We start from the raw sequence: 26,139 nt of genomic DNA on the forward strand, positions 1-26,139 counted from the left end.
CAACGTTCAGCAAGGAGCCCTTCCGGTGAGCACCACCCCCGCAGTTCCCCCCGGCCTCGTGGTCGCGATCGACGGACCCTCGGGGTCAGGCAAGTCGAGCACCTCCCGAGGTGTCGCGGCGCGCCTGGGCCTGCGCTACCTCGACACCGGTGCCATGTTCCGGGGGATCGCCTGGTGGATGCTCCGCGAAGGCGTAAGGATCGACGACCCCGCTGCCGTCGCCGCTCGCGCCCAGGAGCCCGTCATCGTCTCCGGCACCGACCCGGCCGCCCCCGGGATCACCGTGGACGGCGTCGACGTGGCGCAGGCGATCCGCGGGGCGGACGTCACCGGCGCGGTGAGCCCGGTCAGCGCGGTCCCGCAGGTGCGTGCCCGGCTGCTCGAGCTGCAGCGCGAGATCATCGGCGCCGGTGGGATCGTGGTGGAGGGCCGCGACATCGGCTCCGTCGTCGCCCCGGACGCTCAGGTCAAGGTCTACCTCACCGCCGACGCCGCCGCGCGCGCCTCCCGGCGGGTGCTCGAGGAGGGTGGCTCCGACGTGGGTGCGACCCAGGCCTCGCTGCTGGCACGTGATGCCATCGACTCCACCCGGTCCACGGCGCCGCTGGTGATGCCGGACGGCGCCGTCCACATCGACACCACCTCGTACACCCTGGACGAGGTCATCGACCAGGTCGTCGCCCTGGTCCAGGTGGTGGAGGACCCGGCATGATCCATGCCGAGCTGCCCCGGAGCAGCGACCGGCACCCGCCCCGGCAGATGCTCCACCGGCTGCGCCCGCTGGCGCGTGCGGTGGTCCGCCAGCGGTACGACGTACGGGTGGCGGGGGAGTCGCACGTGCCGACGCACGGCCCGGCGCTGCTGGCGGCCAACCACATCGGGGCGTTGGACGGGCCACTGCTCGCGGCGTTCTCGCCGCGTCCCGTGCACGCCCTGACCAAGCACGAGATGTTCACCGGGCGTGCCGGGCGGCTGCTGCTCCGCTCGGGCCAGATCCCGCTCAACCGCTTCGACCCCGATCCTCGCGCCATCCGCACCTGTCTGCGGGTGCTGCGCGAGGACGGCGTGGTCGGCATCTTCCCCGAGGGCAAGCGTGGCGCGGGCGACCTGAGTCGGTTCCATCACGGCGCCGCCTACCTGGCGCTGGTGACGGGAGCACCCGTGGTGCCGGTGACGTTCCTCGGCACCCGCCCGGCCGGCGCCGCCAGCAGCGCCCTGCCCCGGCGGGGCGACCGCATCGACATCGTCTTCGGCTCCAGCTGGCAGGTCCAGAAGCAGCCCTGGCCCCGGAGACGGGAACAAGTCCTGCACGCCTCGGCGTTGCTCCTTGAGCACATGCGCGGCGAGCTGGACCGTGCCTGCGCCCTCACCGGGCGCGACCTGCCGGGACCGCTCCCGGCCGGCGGGACAAACAGCGAATCAGACAGAGCCACAGATAATGACCCCGATACCGGGTTCGTGAAGCGAGGAACACCATGAGCGAGCCTCAGGACGTCGACACGACGTCCGGTCCCGTGCCCATCCTGGCCGTCGTCGGCCGCCCCAACGTGGGCAAGTCCACGCTGGTCAACCGGATCATCGGCCGCCGTGAGGCAGTCGTCGAGGACCGGCCCGGCGTGACCCGCGACCGCGTCTCCTACGACGCGAACTGGAACGGCCGCGCTTTCACCGTGGTCGACACCGGTGGCTGGGACCCCGACGCTCGCGGGCTCGCGGAGCGGATTGCCGGACAGGCCGAGGTGGCGGTGAGCCTGGCCGACGCCGTGCTCTTCGTCGTCGACGCCACGGTCGGCATCACCGATGCCGACGAGGGCGTGGTGAAGGTGCTGCGCAAGTCGGGCAAGCCCGTCGTGCTCGCCGCCAACAAGGTGGACGACCAGCGCACCGAGGCCGAGGCCTACGGTCTGTGGAACCTGGGCCTGGGCGAGCCGGTGCCGGTCTCGGCTCTGCACGGACGTGGCAGCGGCGACATGCTCGACGCCATCCTGGAGGCGCTGCCCGAGGCGCCGCCGGAGCGGCTCAACGAGGTCGGCGGACCGCGCCGCATCGCCATCGTCGGCAAGCCGAACGTCGGCAAGTCCTCGCTGCTCAACAAGCTTGCGGGGGAGGAGCGCGTGGTCGTCGACAACGTCGCCGGCACCACCGTCGACCCCGTCGACGAGCTGATCGAGCTCGGTGGCAAGCAGTGGCGCTTCATCGACACCGCCGGCATCCGCAAGCGGGTCAAGGAAGCCTCGGGGCACGAGTACTACGCCTCGTTGCGCACCACGACCGCCATCGACCGGGCCGAGGTGGCCGTGCTGGTCCTCGACGGCAGCCAGAGCGTGTCCGAGCAGGACATGCGGATCATCCAGACGGTCCGCGACGCCGGCCGGGCCATGGTCATCGCGTTCAACAAGTGGGACCTGGTCGACGCCGAGCGCCGTTACTACCTCGAGCGCGAGATCGAGCGTGACCTCGTGCAGGTGCAGTGGGCTCCGCGGATCAACGTCACCGCGCGGACCGGTTGGCACATCGACCGCCTGGTGCCGGCGCTGGAGAAGGCTCTCGCCGGCTGGGAGACCCGCATCGGCACCGGGGCCCTCAACAACTTCCTGGGTCGCCTGGTCGCAGAGCACCCGCACCCGGTGCGCAGCGGCAAGCAGGCCAAGATCCTCTTCGGCACCCAGGCGGGCACTGCTCCGCCGGTCTTCGTCCTGTTCACCAGCGGCAAGCTGGACGCCTCGTACGAGCGGTTCATCGAGCGCCGGCTGCGCGAGGAGTTCGGCTTCGTGGGCACACCCATCGTGATCCAGCAGCGGGTCCGGGAGAAGCGCAAGCGCTGACCGGAGGGCTCAGGGCTCGATGTCGTAGGCGCGGAGCCACTCCATCGGGTCGACCGGGCCCTCACCTGCGGGCCGGATCTCCAGGTGCAGGTGGGGTCCGGTGGAGTTGCCGGTGGTGCCGACCTGGCCCAGCGGTTCGGCCATGTCGATCGTCTCTCCTGCGGTGACCAGGGAGGCCTCCTGGTGGCAGTACCAGACCTCGGTGCCGTCAGCCAGCGTCAGCACGGTGCGCAGCCCGTAGGGCCCGGCGTCGCCCACCTCAGTCACCACGGCGTCAGCCAGGGCGACCAGTGGTGTGCCGCTCGCTGCCCCGAAGTCCTGGCCGGTGTGGTCCTTCTCCCACAGGGGCCCGGCTTTCCCGAACCCTGCCGAGAGGTGGTAGCCCGCCAGCGGCAGCACGTGGGTGGCCTCCTCGGGATCCCCGGTGTAGCCGTAGTCGGAGAGGTGCGCGGCACGTGACTCCAGGACCCGCGACCACGAGGCCGCCTTGCGATCCAGCGCCGCCAGGGCACGTTCTCGCGCTTGCACGGTCTTGGCCAGGAGGATCTGTTCCTCGGTCTCGGGCGTGGGGGGCAGCTCGTTCGCCAGAGGTGCTGCGTGCGCGTGGCCCGAGCCGCTGAGCAGGACAGTGACCATGGCGGTCAGCGACCAGGCTGCGAAGGCGCCGTACGGCGCCCAGGAGCGGGTCCTGCGGTGGGTGGCGTGTCGCATGGGTGGAGTCCTTCGTCGGTGACTCCGCCCATGGTTCGGCTCCCCGAGCACGCGTGCAGGTGAAAGGCGCCAAGATGGTCACAGTGGGTCATGGACGCCTGACCCGGGCGGCGGTACACGGGGACCATGGGGACCATCGCTGTGCCTGGGCCAGTCCGCGCGAGGGGCCGGAGCAGCGGAAGACGACCCGATGCGCGCGAGCAGGCGAGGCTGCGGTAATGTTCGGCTCGTTCTTCCTCGGAAGACGATTCGGGCTGTAGCGCAGCTTGGTAGCGCACTTGACTGGGGGTCAAGGGGTCGCAGGTTCAAATCCTGTCAGCCCGACAAAAAATCGCCCCTGACCTGCGGAAACGCTGGGTCAGGGGCGGTTCGCATTTGACGTGGAACGGTACGAGAGCGCGGCGTCGCTCCTTTGCCGCGCGGTGCAGCTCGAGGGCACGCGCCCGCGGGTCTGGCACCACGACATCTTCTACGCCGAGTTCGTCGCCTGCCCGGACGCCTCGGTGGTGATGGTCGGGACCGACCGGCTCGTTCCTCAGGCGGGTGAGCCGGTCGCCGTCCCGGTCAGCGAAGACGCGGCACGAAGTCGTCGAACTGCACGCTGATGCGGTGCCCGCTCGACGGGAGCGCCGGGACGTTGATCACCTGGGGGCGGCGCTCCCCGCGGGCCTTTGCCACCAGCCGCACGGTCCCGCGCTCGGACACTGGGAGGTAGACGTCCGTGCCCGTGATGAACGGGAGCGACGCGAAGGCGGGCAGCACCGCGTCGGTGGCGCTCACCTTGTCGCTGCCGGCGTCGAAGGCGAACATCCCGATGATCCGGCGCTTTCGGGGCGCGACCGCGGGGGTCAGCACGTTCTGCCCGCCGATGCTCAGGGTGTCACCGGCCTCACCCTGGTCGCCCCACCACTCCTTGTTGCGGTTCACGGTGAGGTTCACGTGGGCGTCGCTCTTCTCGGTGGCGGCGTCCAGTCCGGTGCCGGGGACGCTGGCGAGCAGCCGGACGAGCGAGTTGGAGCGCCGGAACGGCTGGCGGTAGAAGTGGTGGGTCGGCCCGCCCGGCCAGATGAGCGCGAACTCGTAGGACGCCGTCGGGGAGGCCTTGAACGGACCGAACGACCCGTTGCCGGAGAGCTGGTAGGTGGCGACCGGACGGCGACCGATCCGCCGGCCGGTGTGCGCGTTGACCCGGTGCACCTCGAGGGTCGCGCCGTCGACGCCGACGTTGCTGGGGAACAGCACGGCGCGGCCGGAGACGTCGATGCGCCCGTGGGCTCGGACCACCTCGGTCGTCCTCGGCGCCTTGTCGGTGAAGAACGTGTACGCCTCGGTGAACGACTCGGGCGAGGTGACCGTCTCGGTGTGGCCCTGGTCGTCGAGGTGCACGTTGCGGGCGCCGGTGATCTCCCCCGCGGCGTTGTTCTCCCCCCAGATGGCGAGGGTGTCGACGCCGCCGGGAGGCTCGTCCGCCGGGGCTCCGTCGAGGTTCACGTAGTGCGCGACCTCGGCCGCCCGCTCGGGCGAGCTGGTCAGGTACCGCTGCAGCACGTAGGTGCCCAACGAGTGGGCCAGGACGTCGACCTGCTCGGCGCCGGTGCGCTCGCGCAGGGCGTCGATCCGGGCGTCGAGTGCGGCGTGGACGTCGGCCAGCGAGTTGGTCGCGAACGTCGAGTCGTACTCGTGCGCCTCGATCCACGACACCGGGTAGCCGTTCGACGCGTACCGCTGGGCCTGGCTCTCGAACTGCGACCCGGAGCCCGACGACCCGTGCACGAACACGATGGGTCTGCGCTCCTCCTTGGGCGCCGGGCCGGGGTGGGGGGAGGCCGAGGTGGGTGCCGTCAGGCCGGCGAACATCAGCGCGGCGGTGGCAAGGGCGGTGGCGAGCGGTCGCAGCATGGGGGCTCCGTGGTCCTGGCGTGGGGTACTGGACGCTATCCGTGGTCGCGGAGCGGGGTCAACGGACGTTCTCGGGCGTCGGATCCGAGGGTGCTGATCGCCCTGCTGGGCATGTGCGGACGACACAGCCGCCCGCCGCGCCCGGTCGTCCTGGGCTGGCCTGCGTGAGCACCCACGACGACGGACCCACGCATGAGGACGACCATCCGCGTTGCTACTCCGGTGGGAGCAGCCGGCGTCCCCAGGTGCGTGCGATCCCTCTTCACCGACGCTCGTGCTCGACCACGCGCAGTGCGCCGCTGGGGCAACGCGCGATCACGTCCCGCAAGGTCTGGGCGGCGACATCGGTGTCGGCGTGGGTGGGGTCGATCCACGGTCGCCTGCTGGGCATGAACACCGCGGGCATGCCCCGCACGCACTCCGCCGCGTGCCGGCACACCTCTGCGTCGGAGGAGACGTCCACCAGGGGCCCGGTGTAGGTCTTGCGCGCCACGGTCAGTCCCTGACCTTGGACGGTGGCGCGTTGAAGAGCAGCTCCCGGTACTCGGGGTGCTTGCGCATCCAACCGAGGATGTAGGGGCAGCTCACCAGTGCCTTCAGGTGTCGTTCGCGGATGTCGTCGAGCGCAGCGCGGACCAGGGCGCTGCCGACCACCCCACAGCACCCATTGATCCGGCTGGCGCTGCTGTCGTTCATCTGGCCCCACGGAATGGGCCGCACGTGTGTCTCGTCACGCCGGGGCGCGCTCTAGACCACCACCACGCGCTGCCCACCGACGGCCCCCATAAACCATCGTGCTCGACCTGCGTCGCGACCCCCTTGCGACCAGAAGTTCCGTTCCGCGCACGCGTGAGGGTTCCCTGTGATGGGGTCAGCTGAGCGTTCGCTGAACGCCCGCACGCGAGAGCCGGACCCGGACTGTCAACACAGATGGTCGCACCTGTCCTCCGAGCACCCACCTGGCAGCGACCCTTCGGGGAGCGCGCGCCTGACACCACACCGCTGAAGGACGCCGCATGTCCAGGGTCCACCGCCCCCTTCCACGCCTCAATCGTGCCCGCCGAGCTCTCGGGACCTCATGGCGAGTCCCGCTAGGTGCCTGCGGCGGTCTGTCGTTGGCGGTCCTGCTCGCCTTGTTCGTCTTGCCGGTGACCGGCATGGCCGTCCTCGACACGGACAACGACCAGTCCACCGCGGTTGCTCTAGGCCCGTGGCTGGGCCTGGGCCTGACCACGATGGTTGGTCTTGTTGCAGGAGTCAGCGTCATCGCCGTCCTCATAAGCCAGCTGCTGGCCGGTGCGCCGACAACGCTGAGCCACGCATGGGGTCGCACGTGGACGGCGCTGACGAAGGTACTTGCGACCATCGCCGGGATCGTGGCCGTCGCATCGCTTGCCGTTCTGGCGAGCCTGCCGCTGGCTCTCGTCTTCTTCGTGCGCAGCACCTGGCTCATGCGCTCGCGCGACACCCGGGCCAAGGGACTTCGCGGCTTGTGGCTCGTGGTCCCCGGCGCAGCGGCCGTTGCGATCTACCTCGTGCTGCCAGTTACCTGGGCGGCACTGCTGGCCGGCCAGTCGTGGCGTGAAGCCGTCGCCGCTGCCCTGCGACAACGGTTCATCGGCCGTCTCGCCGTACTCGGCGGCCTGAGTGTTGTCGTGGCTGCAGTCGTGGGGTTGTCGTGGTGGGGCGCCAGCTCCGTAGACCAGCCGAGCTCCTGGTCCGGCGTTCGTCCTCTCCTGGCCCTCGCAGTCTGCGAGCTGATGATCGTTGGTGCCGCGCTCGGGTTGCTTGGCCACCGCCGGGGCGAGTCCACGACGCAGCCCGAGGCTGCGGAGGTCAGCCGCACGGGGCGCCGCAACGGCTGGTGGCGGAACCGTCTCCTCGCATCAACGTCGGTCGTCGCCATCGCCTCGCTCCTGATTCCCCTCGCCCCGGGACTCATCCTCGCCGGAGCGCAGGCTGCCGAGACCACACTCGCCGCGTTCGAACCTGACCCGAACGCCACCCTCGTCGTCAACACGCTCACCGACACCACCACGCCGGGACCCGACGACTGCGTCGACGACGACGCCCCCTGCGGCATCCGCGCAGCTCTGGAGCGGGCGACCCGGGCCGCTGCTGAGGGCGGCTCTCCGCGCGTCGAGTTCGCGGTCAACGGCACCATCACGCTGGCTGACACCCTGAGCGTGCCGTCCGGCATCACCGTGGACGCCACCGGTCAGCAGGTCACTCTCGACGCGCACCAAGACTTCCGTGCCCTGGTCGTGTCCATGGCACAGGAGAGCGAAGGCGCATCGGTGACCTTGCGCGGGTTCACCGTCACCGGCGGCCGTTCCGAGGAAGGCGGAGCCGGGCTGTTCAGCGACGCCAACCGCGTTCGTCTCGAGCAGATGACGTTCACCGACAACAAGTCCGGCATCGGCTCCCCGAACCAGCCCAACGGCGGCGCGGTCGCTGTCCCCTACACCACCGTGTACGTCGTGGAGTCGACGTTCGTCGACAACACCGCGCAGGCCGGAGTCGGCGGCGCCGTGGCCGGCTCCACCGTCCGGTGGGAGAACTCCACCTCGGTACGCAACGACGGCTTGCTAGGCCGACCCGAAGGTGGCGCAATCTTCTCCCGCTACGGGGGAACCGTCGCCCACGCCACCGTCATCGACGGCGGAGGCGTCGCCGGTAGCGAGGACGGCGGCAACCTCACGGTCGTCAACTCCGCCATCCGCGCGGCCATGGCCAACTTCCCGTGCGCCCGGATCAACAGCGCCACCGACCTGGGCACCGAGACCGGCAACGTCGACAACGAGGGCACCTGCCTGGGTGCCAGGGCACCCGTGGGACCCATCGGAGAACTCGCCGACAACGGCGGTCCGACGCAGACCGTCGCGCTGTTCCCCGGCTCCGCAGCCATCGGGGCAGGCGAGCAGACCCAGTGCCTCGACGCTGACCAGCGCGGCCAGTCGCGCAACCCGAGCTCGTGCGACGCCGGCGCCTTCCAGACCACGTCGAGCGACATCCCCGACGTCACGGTCACCTTGGAACGCCTCAACGAGCTGCGCGTGGGCCAGTCGGTCGAGCTCGCCGCCCGGATGACGTCCGAGGCCGCGCTCCCGGACGGCACCGTGCGGTTCCTCGACGGCACCGACGTGCTGGTCGCCGACCGTCCCGTCGTCGACGGAGTGGCGCGCGCCCAGCTGGACCGACTGCCGCAGGGCAAGCGGATCCTGAGCGCTGAGTTCGTCCCGGCCAACGGCACCGACGCCTTCGCCTCCGATCCCGTCGACCTCCTGGTGCGCGCACCCGTCCGCACCACCCTCACCTCGTCCACACCTGCCCGCCTGCACGACCCGGTGACCGTCACGGTCACCGTCGAGGGCAACGAGGACGAGGCGGGCGTTCCGCACCCGACCGGGCAGGTGCACTTCACCTCCGGCACCCGCACCCACGACGCTGACCTGGTCGACGGTACCGCCGAGTGGACCATCACCGAGCTGGACTACGCCTCCGTCGAGGTGCTCTACGACGGCGACGACGCCCACCAAGCCGACGCCGGCAACAAGTCCGTCACCACCGAGGACGTCGCAACCACGACGACCGCAACCATCGAGCAGGGCACCGTCCCCTTCGGCGACGAGGTCATCGTCGGTGCTGAGGTCGTCGACGCCGAAGGTCCCACCCGGGGTCGGGTGCGGATGTTCGTCGACGGCAGCGACAAGAACTACTCCGGCACCCTCAACAACGGGCGCACTCGACTCACGGCAGAACTCTCCCCGGGCACGCACACCGCACGCCTCGTCTACCAGCCCGAGACCGGGTGGGGTGCGTCCCAGTCGGCTGACTTCGAGCTCACTGTCACCCCGGCCGCCGGAACCATCGCCTTGGCGCCGATTGCTGACCGGACCTACCACCACTACGACCCGATGACCGTCGAAGCGCAGCTCACCGGTCCCGGCCGTTCGGGCGCGTCGGTTCGCCTTCTTGACGGCGACCGGGTCGTAGCGACCACCGACACCAACCCCGATGGGGTGGCGGTGTTCCGGTTCCTGACGTCCGACCTGGGCGCCGGCACGTACGCGCTGGTCGCTGAGGTGGTCGCCTCCGACGCCGTGCAGACCGCACGGTCGGCACCGGTGAGGTTCACGATCCGCAAGGCCGACGTGGTCTTCAACGTCCCGCGCAGCGCGCCCTCCCAGATCGGTGGAGCTACCACCATCGAGGTCAGGTCCGGTATGGGTGACATCGTTGGCACCGTCGAGCTGCGCAACAGCGACGACGGCACGGTGCTCGGCACCAACACGATGGACGGCGACGCGACGTGGGTGTCCTTCACCCCCGACACGTCCGGCTGGTACGACATCGACGTCGTGTTCATCCCCGACGCGCAGCACCCGGTGATGCGCAACTACAAGACCACCACCCAGAAGACCAACGTCGACGTCCAGCAAGGTCACCTGCAGCGCCCCTCCGTCTCCTGGTCCGACCCAGTCACTCCGCAGGCCACACTGACCGTCGACTTCGGCACGATGACTCCGCCGGTCACCGGGAGCGTCACCCTCATCGACCCGAACCGCGGAGAGATCGCCACGGCGACTGTCTCGGACGGGCGGGCGGAACTCACTCCCGGCGGCGCTCTTGCCGGGCACTGCCTGTGCGGTGGGCTCACGGTCCGCTACCACGGCAGCGGTGCGTGGCTCCCCATGACGACGTTCGCTCCCGACGTGCAGCTGCCGTCCTGGTCGAGCACCACCACCCTCGGCGACCTGCCGGAGAGCGTCGGTCGGGGCGAGAATGTGCGCTTGTCTGCCACGGTCGCCAGCCCGTACGCCGTCCCCGGCGGTGAGGTCGTGTTCATCATCGACGGCGAGGAGATGCCCGTTACGGCCCTCGAGAACGGAGTCGCCCGCCTCTCCTGGGTGGCGACGTACGCCGGAGACCACAAGTTCAGTGCCCGCTTCGTTCCCGCGACCGGCATGTACGAGAAGAGCGTGTCGCAGACCCGGACGGTCAGGGTGTCCCTCACCGCTGAGCCGACGATGACCCTCACCGGACCCGACGACGGGCGACCGCTGAGGGTCGGCTCTCCGGCCACGTTCACTGCCCGGGTCGCGACAGGTGCCTGGCTCATCCCGGCGGGCGCGACCATCACGGTCGTCGACAGCCGCGGCCTCGTCGTCGGTACCGGCGAATGGCTGGGCCCGATCCTGCCCAGTGCGACGATCTCGGTGACCCCCAAGCGTGGCGGCCCGCAGCAGCTGCGTGCCGTCTTCGACTTCGACGGCGACCGCACGGGCACGTCCGCACCCCTTGACATCGTCGTGTCGGTGAGCACCCCGCTGCTCGTCGAGCCGATCGACTCAACCGGCCACATCGGTTCCCCGCTGCGGGTGGCCGTCTCACTGGACCGGCGCGCGCTCGCGGACCTCGACGTCGACGCGGCGCACGTACTGGTGACGTTGCGCAACTACCAGGACACGCTCGGCGCCCCGGTTGCGCTCAGCGAAGCCAACAACTACCGCGCCGTCATCACCTACACCCCGCGTACCCGCCAGACGCTGCTCCTCAACGCGATCACGTTCGGGAACGCTGACGTCGGCTTCGTCTACGGCCAGTCAGAGAACGTGGAGGTCAAGGTTCGCGGCCTGACGACGGTGGCGACCGTCCACGGTGTCGACGACGTCGTCCAGGGCGACTACTGGGATGCGGAGGTGGCGGTCCCGAACGTGTACGCGGGCGTCGCGGACCCGACCGGCCGCGCGTTCGTGGAACTGCGAGACGACGCCGGGAACGTCGCCTCGTCGTGCTCGGTGCTCCTGCCCGCCACGTCGTGTCGTGTCGGCACGTGGGGCATCTCCCCGGGCCGGTACTCCGTGAGCGTGAAGTACGAGGGCGACGACATCTACGATCCGATCACGAACTTCACCGACCAGGTGTTCGTCATCACCGGCACCTCCCGCGTCGAGCTGTCCACCGACACCGACCCGTCGACATGGCTGGTCGGGCAGCAGGTCAGTGTCACCTGGCGCACCCACGACCCCCGCGCCGCAGAGCCCGGTGACACCTACGCAAACGACCCGACCGACCCGGGCCGCGTCTACGTGGTGTTCCGTGAGTTCTCCCAGATCCTGTGCAGCAACGTGCCGGCCGCAGACGGCGGTTGCACGTTCACGGTCCCCGACTACCAGTCGACCTTGCGCGAGAAGGGCCTGTACAGCACCCTGGAAGCCAGCTACACCCCGGCCACGGACACCCCGGCGTCGCAGACGCGGATCCACGTGCGGACTCCGGCGCACTGCCGGATCGTGAACGCCTCCAACGCCATCACCTGGCGCAGCACCCCCGGTGAGCTCCCGGCGCCCGTGGTGTCCGGCACGACGTGCTCGGTCGGCGGCGTCAACGGATACGTCGAAGGCACGCAGGTCACCGTCACCCAGCAGGCGCCGGCTCCGGAGAACTACACGTTCACCGGCCTCGACACCGGCGGCGCAAAGCGCGACCTCACCCGCCCGGAACCCGGTGTCGTGGTCTTCGAGCTCGAGCACAACACCTCCGTGAAGGCGGGGTTCGACTGGACGCCGGCGTGCGCCACCGTCCGGGTCACCGACGAGGCCGGGCACCGGGTGTTCTACTCCGGCTGGCGCGACCCGGGCTGGATCGACCTGGAGACCCCGTCGAACTGTGCCGGCGGCACCTTGGGTGAGACGGTCGGTGAGCGCGCGGAGCGCGTAGCCGGCGTAGGCCACTACCTCCTCGGAACGATCGTCGAGGTGACTGCCATCGAACGGTCGACCGCGGGCACGGTCAAGGACCCGTCCTACGACTTGATCGGCCTGCACGGCACGACCCCGGCCGATGAGACGCACCCGTCGCCGTACCTGACGGCGACCAGCGACGTCAGCATCTACCCCCAGTGGCGCATCTCCGCGTCGATGTGCACCCGCTTGCGGCTCTATGCCGGCCCCGGAGGAGACCTCGCCGTCTCGAAGGCGACCGTGCCGACCACGTACCTGAACCCGCCCGCCGATGGTCGCTGCGAGACGCCCACCGGTGAGGCGGGCCTGCTGGCCGGCACCGCGGTGAACCTGACCGCAACCCCGAACGCGACCCCGAACGCGACGGGTCCCGAGACGGCGTTCGTGGACCGGTGGTGGGGAGCGAACGAGTTCCGCATCGCCGACGAACAAGGCGACCGCCCGTCGGCGTCCGGTGACCCGGCGCCGACGCTGGCCAAGCGGTTGGTCGGTGCAACCAAGCCGTCGGTGCCGGTAACGCGCACCGAGGAGATCCCGCTGCTGGGCAGCGTGGGTCCCGGCGCGCGGTTCGGTGTCGGGTTCGCTCAGGTCGACTGCGTGCCTGTCACCGTCGAGGTCGACTTCCCCGTCGGGAACGGCAACGAACCCGCGCCGGCGACGACGACGCCGAGCAACTGTGCGGCACGAACCAGCACGACGGTCCCGGTCTCGCGGTGGGTGCCGCGGGTGGGTCGCGCGGCTGCGATCCCCGGCTCGCGTACCCACACCACCACCGTGTGGTACGTGCGTGGGACGAAGGTCGACGTGGCGACCAGCGCCGGTATGCGCCCGTGGTCGTGGTCGTACACACCGGCCAAGGACTTCACCCTCGCACCGCGGTGGAAGGCCTCGTTCGATGCGTCGTTCACCCCCGCCCTCACGCCGGCGTCGACGACTTCTGGCAACGACTCCCGGGTCCCGTTGACCGCGACCCGAGCAACATGGCTGCGCGCGGCGTACATGCCGGCCGGGTGCGGCATCCCGAACGTCGCCACCCGGATCGCGTGGGACTGGGATGTGTTCAAGAGCTCCGGGTTGTGTCCGGACACCGAGGTCGACCCGGACGAGGTGATCGAGCTGAACGCGAAGGCCGGCACCGGCGGACAGTTGCCCGTGTGGACCGTCTCGTGGGACAGCGCGGCCTCGCGTGGTGGCGTCGGGACCCAGCCGCGCCACGGTGGGAAGGGCACGACGTACGTGGGACGTGAGTTCAGCTACTGGGAGCGGGAGCCGGCGCACCGTGCCCGCATCGGGTTGACGTACTGCACGCCGCTCGACGTCACCGTGGCGCCGGTCAACGCGGACGGCAAGCCGCTCACGGATGCCGACTTGGCGACGTTGAACGCCGCGGGGGTCGGGTGGAGCGGGAACTCGTTGGACTACCTCGACGACGAGGGCGGTTGCCCGGCGTCGCTGATGGGTTTGGCGAACACCTCGCGGCGCGTCGGACTCACCGACGCAGCGAACCAGCGGTGGGTGCGAGTCTCGGCAACGCTGAACGGTCGGGCCGTCGCTGAGGGCACGAACCCGGCGATGCGCGTGGACGGCGCCGGCGCCGGGCTCGACCGGGTGGAGTTCAAGCTGACCCCACGCTGCTACTACCTGGAATGGTCGGACTGGGTGGACGTGGACACCGCAGCGAACTGTGGTGGTCGCGGCGACCGGTGGTACGTGGCCGGCACGGCCGTGGCGGTGCACTACGACGGCGACACCGACCGGGAGTTCGAGCACTGGGAGGGCGTGGACGCCGCGGAGGAGGGGAACGCGGTCGTGGTCATGAACCGCACCCGCAAGCCCATCGCGCACTGGGACAACCTCAGCATCTGGGAGCAGGCCGGGAACTTCTTCTCGTCGTTGGCTCAGCGTGCCCTGGCCGCGTTGACGACCGCTGCGTTGGCGTTCGCCGGGAAGGTGCTGCTGGTGGGGAACGTCGCGTCGTTGCTGATGGGCGGGATCGCGTCGGGGTTGGAGGCGATCGGTGCCGGTGGCGCGGTCGCGGACCGGTTCCGGCAAGGGTCGGAGGCTGTTGACGCTGCCGTTGACCTGGCGACCGCGACGACTACGTGCGTCAGCTCGTGGGCCAACGGTGGCGCGTCTCCGGTCGTTCCGCGCGAGGTCAACACCGTGAACACCTATGTCGGTGGCGCAGCCGCGGCCACCGGTGTCATCGCCGGCGCGCTCGGTGGTCCACTGAACCCGGTCTACGCGGGCGCTCAGGTAGTGAAGGGCGCGACGGAGACGATTGCCGCGACGATCAACGTCACGAACGCGTTCGGCGCGGGGTGGGATGCGTACTTCGGGAACGCACGTGATGCATGGTCGAGCATCGGTGACATCGGGACGTGCCTGGACCCGGCGGTCGACCGGGTGGCGCGCGCGGGCGGCTAGCCCTTCGAGCGTCTCACCGCGCGCCGGCGTCACGCCTCGCTTGGCCGCACACTATGACGCCCGACCAGAACGCTGGTCGGGCGTCGGGCGTGTGCCCTGCTGGTGCCGTGAGGGTCGCTCGGGACAGACCTCGCCATCGTGGACCTAGGAGCACGTCTGAGCCTGGCACTCGGCACGGCGTCCTCGGACACGAGCCCATACGCGGCCACCAGACGATTCAGGTAGGACCGGTGTCCGCCCGTCTCTGCTGTGAGCAGAATCCCTGGGACTCGACGCCCCTCGCTCGCTGGCGTCGCTCCATGGGCGACATCCTGCGGTTCCCCGACCGAGACCATCCGCGTGCGCCCGTGGCCCCGGAGCCTCTGTGGCGCGAGCTGGTCGGCCAGGAGCTGCACCGCGGGCGCACCCGGCGCTCTGAACGCCTCGTCGACGTGGCCGAGCGTGCAGGCGTGTCGATGCAGTACCTCTCCGCGGTCCACGCCGCCTGACCCACGCACACCGTCTCGACCCGGGGCTTGACGAACTGCATCGCGTCGTAGACCGCCAGCATCGAGGTGATGGATCCGCCCGGAGAGTTGATGTAGAGGCCGATCGGGAGGTCGGAGTTCTCCGAGGCGAGGTGCAGCAACTGGGCGATCACGGCGTTGGCGACGCGGTCGTCGATCTCGGTGCCCAGGTAGATGATGCGCTCGGAGAGCAGCCGGGAGTAGAGGTCGAGCGTGCGCTCGTCCGCGGGGTCTGCTGGATGACGTAGGGGATCGGGTAGGAGCTCATCGCACACCCGCCAGGCCGACACTGTGCTGCCGTCCGGGGGTGACGTGGTCGATGCTGCTGATCAGCTGGTCCACGAGGCCGTAGCCCAGCGCCTGCTCAGCGCTGAACCATCGGTCGCGGAGGGAATCGCGCTCGATCGTGTCCCGTGCCTGGCCCTGTGCTCGGAGATCAGGCCGAGCACGGTGTCACGCGTCCTGCGCAGGTCCTCGGCCTGAATGTCGATGTCCACCGCCGTGCCCCCGATGCCGGCCCGAGAGCAGGAACGGGCCGGCGCTCGCGGCCATCCCCATGGCGACGGTGCTGACGTCGTTCGGGAGGAGCCGCATGAAGTCGTGGATGGCGAGCATGGCCGAGACCGAGCCGCCCGGGGAGTTGATCTACAGGCTGATCTCGGAGCGGGGGTCCTCGGCGGAGAGCAGCAGCAGCTGGTGCATCAGTCGCCTGACGAGCTCGTCCTCGATGCGCTCGGACGTTGGGGTGATGGATTGCCAGCAGCAGAGTCGGTGATGACGCGGCGCCGGAGTCGGTCCTCGGGAGAGCGCGAACTACGGGATGGGCCAGTGCCGGCTCTCACGCCTCCATGCTCGCGCGGCCAACGGAGGGCGGTGTCGTCGCGACGACAGCCGAGGGCTTTGCAGGCACTGCCAGCGGGAGCTGGAAGGTGAAGGTGCTCCCCACGCCGAGCTGCCCAGCGACGGTCATGTTCCCGCCCATCAGGTCGGTCAGCTGTTTGCAGATAGCCAGTCCCAAGCCGGTTCCTGCGTAGTGTCGGGTGGCGGAGCCGTCCACTTGGCGGAAGGCCTCGAAGATGGACGCCTGGTCCTTCTCGTCGATACCGATGCCGGTGTCGGAGACTTCGAACTGGACGGCGCGGCTGCCGGCAACGACGGCGGCACCGACCTCCACGTGCACCCGTCCGTTCGCGGTGAACTTGAGCGCGTTGTCCACGAGGTTGCTGAGCACCTGGACGACCCTGGTCCGGTCACCGATAACGGTCCGAGGCACCAGAGGATCGATCACCCAGTCGAGGGTGTTGCCCCGCTGCCGCGCGCGCGGCAGGCCGGCGTCGACGATGTCCTTCACCATGGCGTGCAGGTCGAACTCCACCTGCTGCAGCTGCGCGTGCCCGGCCTCGATCCGGGAGAAGTCGAGGAGGTTCTCGACCAGGGACAGCAACAACCCGCCAGACCGACGCATCCGGTCGAGGAGCTTGGCTTGCATCTCGTCCAGCGGGGTCTCCTCCAGCAGCTCACCGGCGGCGAGCACCGTGGTGAGCGGCGTGCGGATCTCGTGACTCATGTTGGCCAGGAACATCGACTTGGCCTCCGACGCCGCCAAGGCCGTGTCGCGGGCGCCCTTCAGCTCCTCCGCCAGCTCCTCGAGGTCGTTGACGCTGCGCGCTCGCTCCACAGCCACACCCGCGTGCGCAGCGAGCGCCTCGAAGACCTGGACGTCCTCGGTCCCGAAGGTCTCCTTCTCGAAGGACCGGTCGCACACCACCAGCACGTACCTGGTCGGTTCCGCCGTACGCAAGGGGGCAGCGAGCCCGTCACGGGGCGCGGACAGCACCGCCGGCTCGACGGCCGGCGCCGGGTCCTCACGCTGTCCGTGGCCGCGGGGCGCCTCGTAGCGCACGACGCCCTTCTCGAATGCGCTCCACCACCACGTCCGGGATTCTGGGAGCTCGAGGGACTCGGTCCGCAGCGAGCCGTCGGCGTAGGCGGTGCACCGCACCTGCTGATCGCCGACGAGCTCCACGAGGTAGGCGCGCTCGGCGTGCATCAGGTCGGCTGCCTCCCTGACGACGATGCCGATGATCTCCTCCGGTGTCCCCGCCGAGGCAGTGCGGTCGACGAACCGGTACAGCAGGTGCGTGCGCGCGTGCCCGCGGGCGAGCGAGATGTAGACGCGGTAACCCATGACGAGCAGAACGATCACGACGCCCAGGAGGGGCAGGGCCGAAGGCTGGACCAGCACGAGGGTGGCGAAGAGAAGGGCGACGCAGGTGTTGATGAACGCGGCGACGGATCCTGACCGGAGCGCCTCGTGCAAGACCTCTCCGTCGAAGACCCCCTCGGTCAGGCTGATGGCCGCGGTGACGGCGCCGGCAGACATGAGGTCGGTGACCAGCACCGCCAGGAGGACCGCGAGCCACCCGGTCATCGACAGGGGGTCGCCTCCTTGCAGGATCGCGTGGTACACCAGCCCACCGAGCGCCGCCTCGAGAGCGAACATGGCCGCGTTGAACGCCAGCTTCACGCCCCGCATGCGCGCTGCGAGCACGAGCGCCAGAACCGCGCCCACGACGTAGGCCGTGACGTACTGCTGCGGCGCCAAGAAAGTCAGGCCGAGCACTGCCGGGATCTCACGCATGGTGTGGCCGTGGGCGTTGCGCTGGGTAGGCAGGTGGATGACCACCACCTCGGCGAGCGCGAACAGGGGCACCAGGACTAGCCACTCCAGACCCGGCACCGATGCCTCGGGTTCCGCCAGGACCGCCGGTGCGGCGATCAGCAGGGCCAATCCGGCCATCACCGCCGCAAGCAGCGAGATGAGCAGCGCGGCGGTACGCGCAGGACTACCGGTGTTCACGGGTTCCTATCCCTTCAAGACGCCGCGCCGCAGAATCTGTTGTGCGAAGAGGCGATGACCGTGGTCGACCCGTGGTTACCAGGCCGGTCCGGAGCTCGACGCGACGCCGCGCCACGACCGGGCCCCCCAGGTGTCCTGGGACCAGCTGCGGGACGGCACGCTCATGGTTGACCAGCCGTCGGAGGTCCACACGTCCCCGCGCCAGCTCCGTGCCAGCCAGTCTCCGCCGGCCCAGGAGTTGCCGGACCAGGTGGCGGCGCGCCAGGACCGTGCGGTCCAGGAGCTGCCGGACCAGTCCGAGCCCGTCCAGGTCCTGCCGTTCCAGGTGCCTGCGGACCACGCCGTGCCAGCAGCCGTGGCCTCGCGCCAGGAGCGGGCGTCCCAGGGGTTGCCCATGGCGTCGACCTCACCACTGAGGACGGTCCCGTTGGTCGGGTCCACGACGTGGCTGCCGCCGCGGGCAGCCTCGAGCGTGCCGGTCCCGGTGGCGGCGGGCCAGTGCTGGGCTGCCAGCGTGGTGGACGGCGTCGCCGCCCGAAGCGCTGCATGGACGTCGAGGACGCCGGCCCCCTGGGCAGGGTCGTCGCTGGCGAGAGGGTCCGCGGTCGAGCGCAGCAGATACTTGACCTGGTCGGGGGTCAGCTGCGGCCTCGCCTGGAGCAGGAGCGCCGCGGCACCGCTGACCATCGCGGTGGCTTGCGAGGTGCCGCTGCCTCGGAAGAACCGATGTGCCGCGTCGCCGGTGACCAGGCCCTCGGGGTGGGTCAGGTCGGAGTACGAGCCGGGGGTGCGCAGGGAGACCACCGACTTGCCCGGCGCGATGAGGTCGGGCCGCCGGTCAGCGGTGCCCGAGTTGGTGAAGCTCTCGGTCACGTCGTCGTTGGGCGACTGCGTACCGAGGTGGTCCACCGCCCCGACCGCGAGCACGTGCGGGTTGGCCGCGGGCATGTTGAGCCGGTTGTCGGCACCGTCGTTGCCCGCCGCCACGACCACGACGATGCCCTTGCGCCAGGCGTTCTCCACGGCGTAGGCGAGCGGGTCCACGGTGTACGGCTGGGTCGAGTGCGTGCCGTAGGAGAGGTTGATGACCCGGATGTTCAGGCCTGCGTCGTTGCGGTGCTGCACGACCCAGTCGATGGCAGCGATGATCTGGCTGACGTCGGCACCGCCGTCAGCGCTGGCCACCTTGACGTTGACGATCCGGGCATCGGGCGCCATGCCAACGAAGTGGTCCGCGTCGTCCTCCTTGCCGGCGACGACCTCGGCGTCCCGCCCAGCGATGATGCCGGCCATGTGGGTCCCGTGCCCGTAGCCGTCGAGGTACCTGGTGTTGGCGTGCTGGCTCTCGAAGGACAGGTCGGGACCGTTGACCACCTTCGTGGGGTTGTTCAGTCCGGCGACCGGGGACACACCGGTGTCGATCAGGGCGACGTCGACGCCGCGACCGGTCACGCGGGCCTTCGAGGCGTCCTTCGACTTCCACACCTTCTGGGCGCCGGACCGCTTCGTTGAGGAGTACATCGAGCCCAGGTCGTGCTTGGCCTGCCAGAGCCCGGTGGCTCGCGAGGCTTGCTCGTCCTCACGGGTGGCGTCGTCGCCCCATGCCCTGTCCAGGAACGAGTTCTGACCGGTGGCAGCAACGACGGGTCGGGAGTCCTCATGCGAGGAGAGAGCCGCACCGTGCCACGACCCTGAGGTGGCGACCACGATGGCCAACGGCCCCAGCAGCAGCCCCGCTGCCCGTTGCCAGCCGCGACTCTTCGAGCAGAAGTTGATTCCCATGTGGTCCCCCCGTGCGTTCCGCACGTAGCTGAAGCTCCGAGTTGCTTACCCAAAATTGGGGAGCAGTCAGCATGCTATTGCTTTGACCTGGCAGCCGCAGCAGTGTGACCGACTTGCCTGCAGCAGTGTGACCGAGGCGACAGGCGTCAGCGCCTGATGCGCTTGGCTCGACTGACCGTCTTGACGCTCACGTAGCCGGCGCGCGTCACGGTGACGGCCACCTTGATGGGCTTGCCGCGGAAGGCCTTGCGCACCTTGAGCTTCGCCTTGGAGCCCACCGTCTTGCCCGCCACGGTCCAGCGGTACCTGAACTTCGCGTCCGGAGCCCGTAGACCCGGGAGCGCCTTGAGCGTCTTCCCGACCTTGAGGGTGCCCTTCATCCTCGGCTTCTTGGAGGCGAGCGTCGCGGGGACCGCAGCCGCGGTGGCCGAGCTGATCTGGGCGACCGCCGCGTAGCCGGGCTTGGTGCCGGTGACCCGGATCGACAGTGCGGCACCGAGGTCGGCCAGGCCGACGACGTACGTCGCCCGGTCGGCGCCGGCGATCAGGGCGCCGCCCCGCAGCCACTGGTAGGAGATCGTCACCCCCTCGTCCCAGGTTCCGGCCCCCACGGACAGCGTGGACCCGAAGACGGGAGAACCGTCGATGGTGGGCTGCGGAGTGCGGCCGAGCGCCCCCTGGTCGACGGTGACGACCGCGCTGGAGCGGGCGGCGACGTCGTAGCCGGGCTTGGTGCCGGTGACGGTCACGCTCAGGTTCTTGCCGGCGTCCGCGGCGGTGGGCGTGTAGGACCTGCTGGTCGCCACCTCGACGCCGGCGACCTGCCACGCGAACGTCAGGTCGACGCCCTCGTCCCACGTCCCGGTGAGGGGCCCGACTGGTAGGCCGACCTGCGCGGCCCCGTCCAGGGCCGGGACCGGGGTATCGGTGAGTGTGCCGGGCACGACGAGGGCGGGTGCGCTGCTGTGAACGACGCTCTCGTAGCCGGGCTTGGTGCCCGTCACCGTGACGGTGAGCGTCTTGCCGGCGTCGGCAGCGACCGGGGTGTAGCTCGGGCCGGTGTGGACGTTGGCGCTCGCCACCTGCCACTGGTAGGCGAGCGCGACGCCCTCGTCCCAGGCTCCGGCAACGGCGGAGACCGGCACGCCGACCTGTGCGGGCCCACCCAGGGTCGGGGAGGGGGTGCTGTCCAGGGTGCCTGCCGCGACTACAGCGGTAGCGGCACTGACTCGGGTGAAGGGGTCATGGCCCGGCTTAGTGCCGGTGACGGCGACCGTCACGGTCCTGCCGACGTCCACCGGACGCGGGGTGAATGTGGCCTCGGTGGCGTCCGCGACCGGGACTGCGTCGACCGACCACTGCCGCGTCAGCGTGGTGCCAGCGGGCCAGGTGGCGGGGGTCACCGTGAGGGGCCGGCCCACCACGGGGTCGCCCACGATGACCGAGTCCGGCACCGGAGCCAGCGGGCTGCAGGATGCGCAGCCCCCTCCGAGGGAGGCCGGGGACGCCGTGGCCCCCATCGACGGGGAGCCGTCTGCGGCGCTGGCCGTGAACGTGATCGTCGCTGCTTGCCCGGCCGGCGTCTGCGGGACGGTCCAGGTCAGCGTGTCCGCGTCCCGGGTGAGGCCGCCCGGCAGCGGGTCGAGGGCGGCGTCGTCGGTGATGTCGTGCACGTCGACCTCGACGACGCCGTCGCCGAGCGCCACCTTCCCGACATTGGCGGCGCGCAGCGTGTAGGTGACGGTCGTGGACCTCCCTAGGTACGTCGGGTCGCTCGCGGTGAGGCTCACGTCGTACTTGGCCGGCCAAGCGGGCTTGTCCGCCTCCAGGATCCAGTCCTGCCAGAACGCGTCGAGGTCGTGACCGGAGATCTCCTCGGCCAGCTCTTTGAGCCGTTCACCCTGGGGGCTGCCGCCGTTGTTTCGGGAGATCCACGCTTGGAGGATTTCCTGGAACGCCTCGTCGCGGACGACGGTGCGGAGCGCCTCCCAGAACTGCGCGCCGCGGGTGTAGGTCTGGAAGCCGTACAGGTTGCCGGGGTTGGTCTGGTTCCCGGGTGGTGTCCGCCAGTTCGCGCTGCTGGGCGCCGTGTTGTTCCAGCTGTTGAAGTAGGTGGTCTCGACCGCAGCCGGGTTCGGGGTGGCCGCCGCGAGGACACTGTTGTGCCAGCTCGGTCCCCAGGTGCCCATGCCCTCGTTGATCCAGATGTCGGTCCAGGTGTGGGGCGACACAGCGTCGCCGTACCACTGGTGGACGAGCTCGTGGAGAAGCGTGTTGCTGGCGACCGAGCCCGCGCTGGGGAAGAAGGGCCGGTCCTGGGTCTCGAGTGCGTAGTTGACGCCGGTGGGGACGGTGTCGACGACAATGCCGACGCTGTTGCCGGGGTAGGGGCCATAGAGCCGCTCGAACCGGTCGATGGTGGCCGCCAGCACGGCGCGACGCTCATTGATGGTGGTCTTGTTCGCGGCGCTGAGGGAGGAGTCGACGAAGGACCATTCCGGCAGCACCCGGCCACTGGCCAGCGTCACCTGGCTCTCGAGGACGTCGTACTTGCCGATCGAGATGAGCGCCAGCGAGCTGGCCATCTGCTCCTGCTGCACCCACCTCCAGGTGGTGCGCGTGCCGTCGGAGCTCGGCGTCCGCGAGTGCAGCTCGCCGTTGCTGGCCACTCCGGCGGGACCGGTGCCGGTCGCGCTCGTGATCTGGGTGGGGGCGTCCACGGTGAAGGTGTAGGTGGCCTTGTCGCCCGGCGTGTTGTTGTGCGGGAACGCCGTCATCGCGCCGATCGGCTGCCCCAGGAAGATGGCCCCGTCCGTGGTGGCGCTCCAGCCCTCCCAGGAGTTGTCGGCGTCGACGTGGGTCTGCGGCACTCCTGAGTAGGCCACGATCGTGGTGAACTCGCCGTCGACGGGCGTGGCTGGTGTGATGATCAGCTTGAACCTGATGGCCCCCGGGTCCTGGACTCGCTCGTACGTCGCGGCGACGCCGTCGACGGTGACGGACTCGACCTGGAGGCCCTCGAAGTCGAGGGAGAACGAGCGCAGCGGCGCCCCCGTGGTGCGGGCGCGCATCGTGGTCGTCGCGCTGCTGAACGCCCCCGTCATCCTGCTGCCGACCACGCCGGTGGACTCCCACGCAAGGTCCACGTCGTAGTGGAGCGCGTCGTAGCCGCCGTTGCCCACGTGGGGGAACATCGAGTCACCCGCGGTCTGCGCGCCGTCGACCGCTTCGGGTGCGGCGTGCGCCGGCGCCGTGGCCGCCAGCCCGGTCGTGCCGCCCGCTGCCAAGGCCAGGGCGACCGCCAGGGTCCGCGCCGCGGCTCGGTAGCGCCAGTTCGCCGGTCGTGCCGCGTTCTTCACGTGGTGCCTCTCGTCCCTGCGCCCGGTCGGTCATGGAGCACAGGAGGATTCGCCGCCGGGCGACTCCCTGAGGCTAATCACGTCGTCGCCGGGCCGCGGCCGAAACGCCGGATTTGATGATCAAGAATTGTGGCTCGGGGCCCCGAGGTCTGGTCCCTCGTGCTCGATCCGCCGCTAGGCGATGGTGTCAGGGGATGAGGACGCTGGGTGCGAGGGGGAAGTCGGGTGCAAGCTCGTGGAGCAGGTCGCGGACGCGGATGTCCAGGTCGGCGACGATGCGCCGCACGGTGGCGTCGTCCTGACCGCCGGGGTCGTCCACGGGCCAGTCGCGATAGGTGACGCCGGGGACATAGGGACATGCCTCGCCGCAGCCGAGGGTGATGGCGAGGTCACTGGCAGCGACCATCTCGGGGTGAGCTGCTGGGGCCGCTCGCGGGAGGTGTCGAGCCCGAGCTGCGCGAGCGCGTGGGCGACCTCGGGGTGGATGCGCTCCCCAGGCTGGGTGCCGGCCGACAGTGCGACGACCTGGCCACGGGCGTAGTGCTCGGTCAGCACGCGCGCAATCACGGAGCGACCGCCGTTGCGGACACACGCGAAGACCACCCGCGGTGTCCGGTCCCCGCTCGGCTGACCTGTGGCCTGGTCGGTCGTCTGGTCGGTCGTCTGGGCGTTCATGGTGCTGCTCCCTGCGGGACGTCGGGGAAGTAGCGGCGGGCCCAGAGGCTGACGTACACCAGAGCGACGAGCACGGGGACCTCGATGAGCGGGCCGACGACGCCCGCCAGGGCCTGGCCGCTGGTGACGCCGAACACGGCGATGGTGACGGCGATGGCGAGCTCGAAGTTGTTGCCGGCAGCGGTGAAGGCGACGGTGGTGGCGCGGGCGTAGCCCAGTCCCGCGCGGCGGGCCAGCAGCAGGGAGCCGCACCACATGAGCGCGAAGTAGATGACCAGCGGTACGGCGATGCGCGCCACGTCGAGCGGCTGGCGGGTGATCGTCTCGCCCTGGAGGGCGAAGAGGACGACGATGGTGAACAGCAGCCCGTACAGGGCCCAGGGGCCCAGGCGCGGCAGCAGGCGCTGCTCGTACCACTCGCGGCCGCGCCGTGCCTCCCCGATGCGTCGGGTGAGGTACCCGGCGGCCAGGGGAATCCCGAGGAAGACCAGGACGCTCCAGGCGATCTGCCACGCAGAGACGTCGAGGCCGGCGGTGGACAGGCCGAGCCAGCCGGGCAGCAGGTCGAGGTAGAACCAGCCGAGCACGGCGAAGGCGAGGACCTGGAAGACCGAGTTGACGGCGACCAGCACGGCGGCGGCCTCCCGGTCGCCGCAGGCCAGGTCGTTCCAGATGATGACCATCGCGATGCAGCGGGCCAGGCCGACGATGATGAGACCGGTGCGGTACTCGGGCAGGTCGGGCAGGAGCAGCCAGGCCAGGGCGAACATCAGCGCCGGCCCGACCAGCCAGTTCAGGACCAGCGAGAGGGCCATCATCCGCCGGTCGCGAGCGACGTGGCCGACCTCGTCGTAGCGGACCTTGGCCAGCACCGGGTACATCATCACGAGCAGGCCGAGCGCGATCGGGAGCGAGATGGACCCGACGGTGACGGAGTCCAGGGCCTCGGAGATCCCGGGGACCCACCGGCCCGCCAGCAGACCGGCGACCATCGCGGCCCCGATCCAGACCGGGAGGTACCGGTCGAGGGTGGAGAGCCGCTGGCCCACGGGGGCGTCGGTGAGGGCGGGGTTGCTCATGCGGTCGGCTTGGTGGCGCGGATGATCGCGCCGTGCATCCCGGGGACGGCCTCGTGGGTGAACTCGATGGCCGCGTCGGCGAACCCGGCGGCGGCGAGGCCATCGAGGTACTCGGCGCGGGAGAGGGCGCCGGCGATGCAGCCGACGTAGGAGCCGCGCTCTGCGCGGTCCTGGACGGTGAGGTGGTCCTCGGCGACGACGTCGGAGATGCCGATCCGACCGCCCGGGGTCAGGACGCGGAACATCTCCGCGATGACCCTGGACTTGTCGGTGGAGAGGTTGATGACGCAGTTGGAGATGACCACGTCCACCGCGGCGTCAGGCAGGGGGAGGTCCTCGATGGTGCCCTTGAGGAACTCGACGTTGGTCGCGCCGGCCTTGGTGGCGTTGGCGCGCGCGAGGTCGAGCATCTCCTCGGTCATGTCGACGCCATAGGCGAACCCGGTCTCACCCACCCGCCGCGCGGAGAGCAGCACGTCGATGCCGCCACCCGAGCCCAGGTCCAGGACCCGCTCTCCGGCGCGCAGGTCCGCGACGGCGGTGGGGTTGCCGCAGCCCAGGCTGGCCGCCACCGCCTCGGCGGGCAGGGCCTGCTGGTCGTCGCCGCTGTACAGCGCAGCCCCGAACGCCTCGACCACCGCCACGTCGTCGCCGCAGCACGACGCGGGGCCGCAGCAGTCGTCGAGCTGCAGCGCACTGTTGATCTCGGCGTTGCCGGTGCCGCGGGCCGCGGACGTCGCGGCTTCGGCGTAGCGGCTACGGACCTCCTCGCGCACCTGGTCCGGGGTCTGGGTGCTGCTCTCGGTGGTCATGATTGGCCGTCCTTCTCGTCGATCGGAGACTGTCGATGCATCGAGGTTGGTCTATATATCGACGTTTGTCAATGTGTCTGGCACACTGAGGTGATGGCCACTCGCACCCCCCTTCCTGTCATCGACGCGCCGACGACGCCCTGTTGCTCGACCGTCACCGGCGGCGTGCTGGAGGCCGGGGAGGCACTACGCCTGGCGCGGATGTTCAAGGCGCTCGGCGACCCCACGCGGGTCCGCCTGCTGTCACTGATCGCCGCGCAGCCCGACCGCGAGGCCTGCATCTGCGACCTCACCGAGCCAGTCGGTCTGGCGCAACCAACCGTCTCCCACCACATGAAGCAGCTGGTGGACGCCGGACTGGTGATCCGTGAGCAGCGCGGACGCTGGGCGTTTTACCGCCTCGTCGAGGACACGCTCACCGCCCTCAGCGACGCCCTGAAGCCCTAGGCGTCGCGCTC

17 protein-coding genes, 1 tRNA gene and 2 pseudogenes are annotated in these 26,139 nt (G+C 70.2%); 7 read left to right on the forward strand and 13 right to left on the reverse strand.

What is annotated here, in order from left to right; genetic code table 11:
- The first annotated feature begins 25 nt into the window (after positions 1–25).
- The 3 genes from cmk to der are packed head-to-tail and all read left to right on the forward strand — an operon-like array spanning position 26 to position 2,825.
- On the forward strand, positions 26–712 hold the full coding sequence (gene cmk, locus C0R66_RS08630) for a (d)CMP kinase (protein ID WP_199286860.1): 687 nt from the start codon (positions 26–28) through the stop codon (positions 710–712).
- On the forward strand, positions 709–1,479 hold the full coding sequence (locus C0R66_RS08635) for a lysophospholipid acyltransferase family protein (protein WP_101524361.1): 771 nt from the start codon (positions 709–711) through the stop codon (positions 1,477–1,479). The genes cmk and C0R66_RS08635 overlap by 4 nt, the downstream gene beginning before the upstream one ends.
- The gene (gene der / locus C0R66_RS08640; protein WP_101524362.1) at positions 1,476–2,825 is read left to right on the forward strand and encodes a ribosome biogenesis GTPase Der; all 1,350 of its coding nucleotides are present in this window, start codon (positions 1,476–1,478) and stop codon (positions 2,823–2,825) included. The genes C0R66_RS08635 and der overlap by 4 nt, the downstream gene beginning before the upstream one ends.
- Positions 2,826–2,834: 9 nt before the next feature.
- Here the strand turns inward: der and C0R66_RS08645 are convergent, their stop codons facing one another.
- Positions 2,835–3,536, reverse strand: coding sequence for a M23 family metallopeptidase (locus C0R66_RS08645; RefSeq protein ID WP_101524363.1), 702 nt, complete (start codon positions 3,534–3,536; stop codon positions 2,835–2,837).
- Positions 3,537–3,786: 250 nt separating this feature from the next.
- On the opposite strand from C0R66_RS08645, the gene C0R66_RS08650 reads away from it, so the two are divergent.
- Positions 3,787–3,860 (forward strand) — tRNA-Pro (locus tag C0R66_RS08650).
- A 56-nt stretch (positions 3,861–3,916) separates the two neighbouring features.
- Positions 3,917–4,141 (forward strand): hypothetical protein, encoded by a 225-nt coding sequence (locus C0R66_RS18660; RefSeq protein WP_158647967.1) that lies wholly within the window; start codon positions 3,917–3,919, stop codon positions 4,139–4,141.
- Here C0R66_RS18660 and C0R66_RS08655 read toward each other — a convergent pair.
- The 3 genes from C0R66_RS08655 to C0R66_RS08665 all read right to left on the reverse strand — a co-directional run bounded on the left by C0R66_RS08655 (position 4,101) and on the right by C0R66_RS08665 (position 6,155).
- Positions 4,101–5,435, reverse strand: coding sequence for an alpha/beta fold hydrolase (locus C0R66_RS08655; protein ID WP_101524364.1), 1,335 nt, complete (start codon positions 5,433–5,435; stop codon positions 4,101–4,103). The two genes, C0R66_RS18660 and C0R66_RS08655, sit on opposite strands and share 41 nt — an antisense overlap.
- A gap of 262 nt (positions 5,436–5,697) precedes the next feature.
- Positions 5,698–5,928: a (4Fe-4S)-binding protein gene (locus tag C0R66_RS08660; protein WP_101524365.1), complete on the reverse strand. Its 231-nt coding sequence runs from the start codon at positions 5,926–5,928 to the stop codon at positions 5,698–5,700.
- 2 nt (positions 5,929–5,930) lie between these two features.
- Positions 5,931–6,155, reverse strand: a complete 225-nt coding sequence (locus C0R66_RS08665; RefSeq protein ID WP_158647968.1) for a GNAT family N-acetyltransferase — start codon at positions 6,153–6,155, stop codon at positions 5,931–5,933.
- A gap of 437 nt (positions 6,156–6,592) precedes the next feature.
- Here C0R66_RS08665 and C0R66_RS08670 point away from each other — a divergent pair, with 437 nt between their 5' ends.
- The gene (locus C0R66_RS08670) at positions 6,593–14,608 is read left to right on the forward strand and encodes an Ig-like domain repeat protein (protein WP_158647969.1); all 8,016 of its coding nucleotides are present in this window, start codon (positions 6,593–6,595) and stop codon (positions 14,606–14,608) included.
- A gap of 217 nt (positions 14,609–14,825) precedes the next feature.
- Here C0R66_RS08670 and C0R66_RS20400 read toward each other — a convergent pair whose 3' ends face one another.
- From C0R66_RS20400 to arsM, 9 genes and pseudogenes are all read right to left on the reverse strand, one after another.
- Positions 14,826–15,389, reverse strand: coding sequence for an ATP-dependent Clp protease proteolytic subunit (locus C0R66_RS20400; RefSeq protein WP_338418228.1), 564 nt, complete (start codon positions 15,387–15,389; stop codon positions 14,826–14,828).
- A pseudogene (locus tag C0R66_RS20255) lies at positions 15,379–15,759 on the reverse strand (ClpP family protease). The gene C0R66_RS20400 and the pseudogene C0R66_RS20255 overlap by 11 nt, the downstream one beginning before the upstream one ends.
- A 193-nt stretch (positions 15,760–15,952) precedes the next feature.
- Positions 15,953–17,974 (reverse strand): sensor histidine kinase, encoded by a 2,022-nt coding sequence (locus C0R66_RS08685; protein WP_101524368.1) that lies wholly within the window; start codon positions 17,972–17,974, stop codon positions 15,953–15,955.
- 75 nt (positions 17,975–18,049) lie between these two features.
- Positions 18,050–19,756: a S8 family serine peptidase gene (locus tag C0R66_RS08690; protein WP_199286861.1), complete on the reverse strand. Its 1,707-nt coding sequence runs from the start codon at positions 19,754–19,756 to the stop codon at positions 18,050–18,052.
- A gap of 146 nt (positions 19,757–19,902) precedes the next feature.
- A complete protein-coding gene (locus tag C0R66_RS08695) occupies positions 19,903–23,115 on the reverse strand; it encodes a M1 family aminopeptidase (RefSeq protein ID WP_101524369.1) in 3,213 nt (1,070 codons plus the stop codon).
- 187 nt (positions 23,116–23,302) lie between these two features.
- Positions 23,303–23,521: a low molecular weight phosphatase family protein gene (locus tag C0R66_RS19430; protein WP_241901706.1), complete on the reverse strand. Its 219-nt coding sequence runs from the start codon at positions 23,519–23,521 to the stop codon at positions 23,303–23,305.
- A gap of 59 nt (positions 23,522–23,580) precedes the next feature.
- Positions 23,581–23,790, reverse strand: a pseudogene (locus C0R66_RS19435) (hypothetical protein); the annotation flags it as partial.
- Positions 23,787–24,869 carry an ACR3 family arsenite efflux transporter gene (arsB, locus tag C0R66_RS08705; RefSeq protein ID WP_101524370.1) on the reverse strand — a complete coding sequence of 361 codons (1,083 nt, stop codon included), beginning with the start codon at positions 24,867–24,869 and terminating at the stop codon, positions 23,787–23,789. The gene arsB and the pseudogene C0R66_RS19435, both read right to left, overlap by 4 nt.
- Positions 24,866–25,681: an arsenite methyltransferase gene (gene arsM, locus C0R66_RS08710; protein ID WP_101524371.1), complete on the reverse strand. Its 816-nt coding sequence runs from the start codon at positions 25,679–25,681 to the stop codon at positions 24,866–24,868. Before arsM ends, arsB begins: the two co-directional genes overlap by 4 nt.
- A 93-nt stretch (positions 25,682–25,774) precedes the next feature.
- Between arsM and C0R66_RS08715 the strand changes: the two genes are divergently transcribed.
- Positions 25,775–26,128 (forward strand): ArsR/SmtB family transcription factor, encoded by a 354-nt coding sequence (locus tag C0R66_RS08715; RefSeq protein WP_199286862.1) that lies wholly within the window; start codon positions 25,775–25,777, stop codon positions 26,126–26,128.
- Positions 26,129–26,139: the final 11 nt, after the last annotated feature.

The organism is Nocardioides houyundeii (assembly GCF_002865585.1).
Classification (GTDB): Bacteria; Actinomycetota; Actinomycetes; order Propionibacteriales; family Nocardioidaceae; genus Nocardioides; species Nocardioides houyundeii.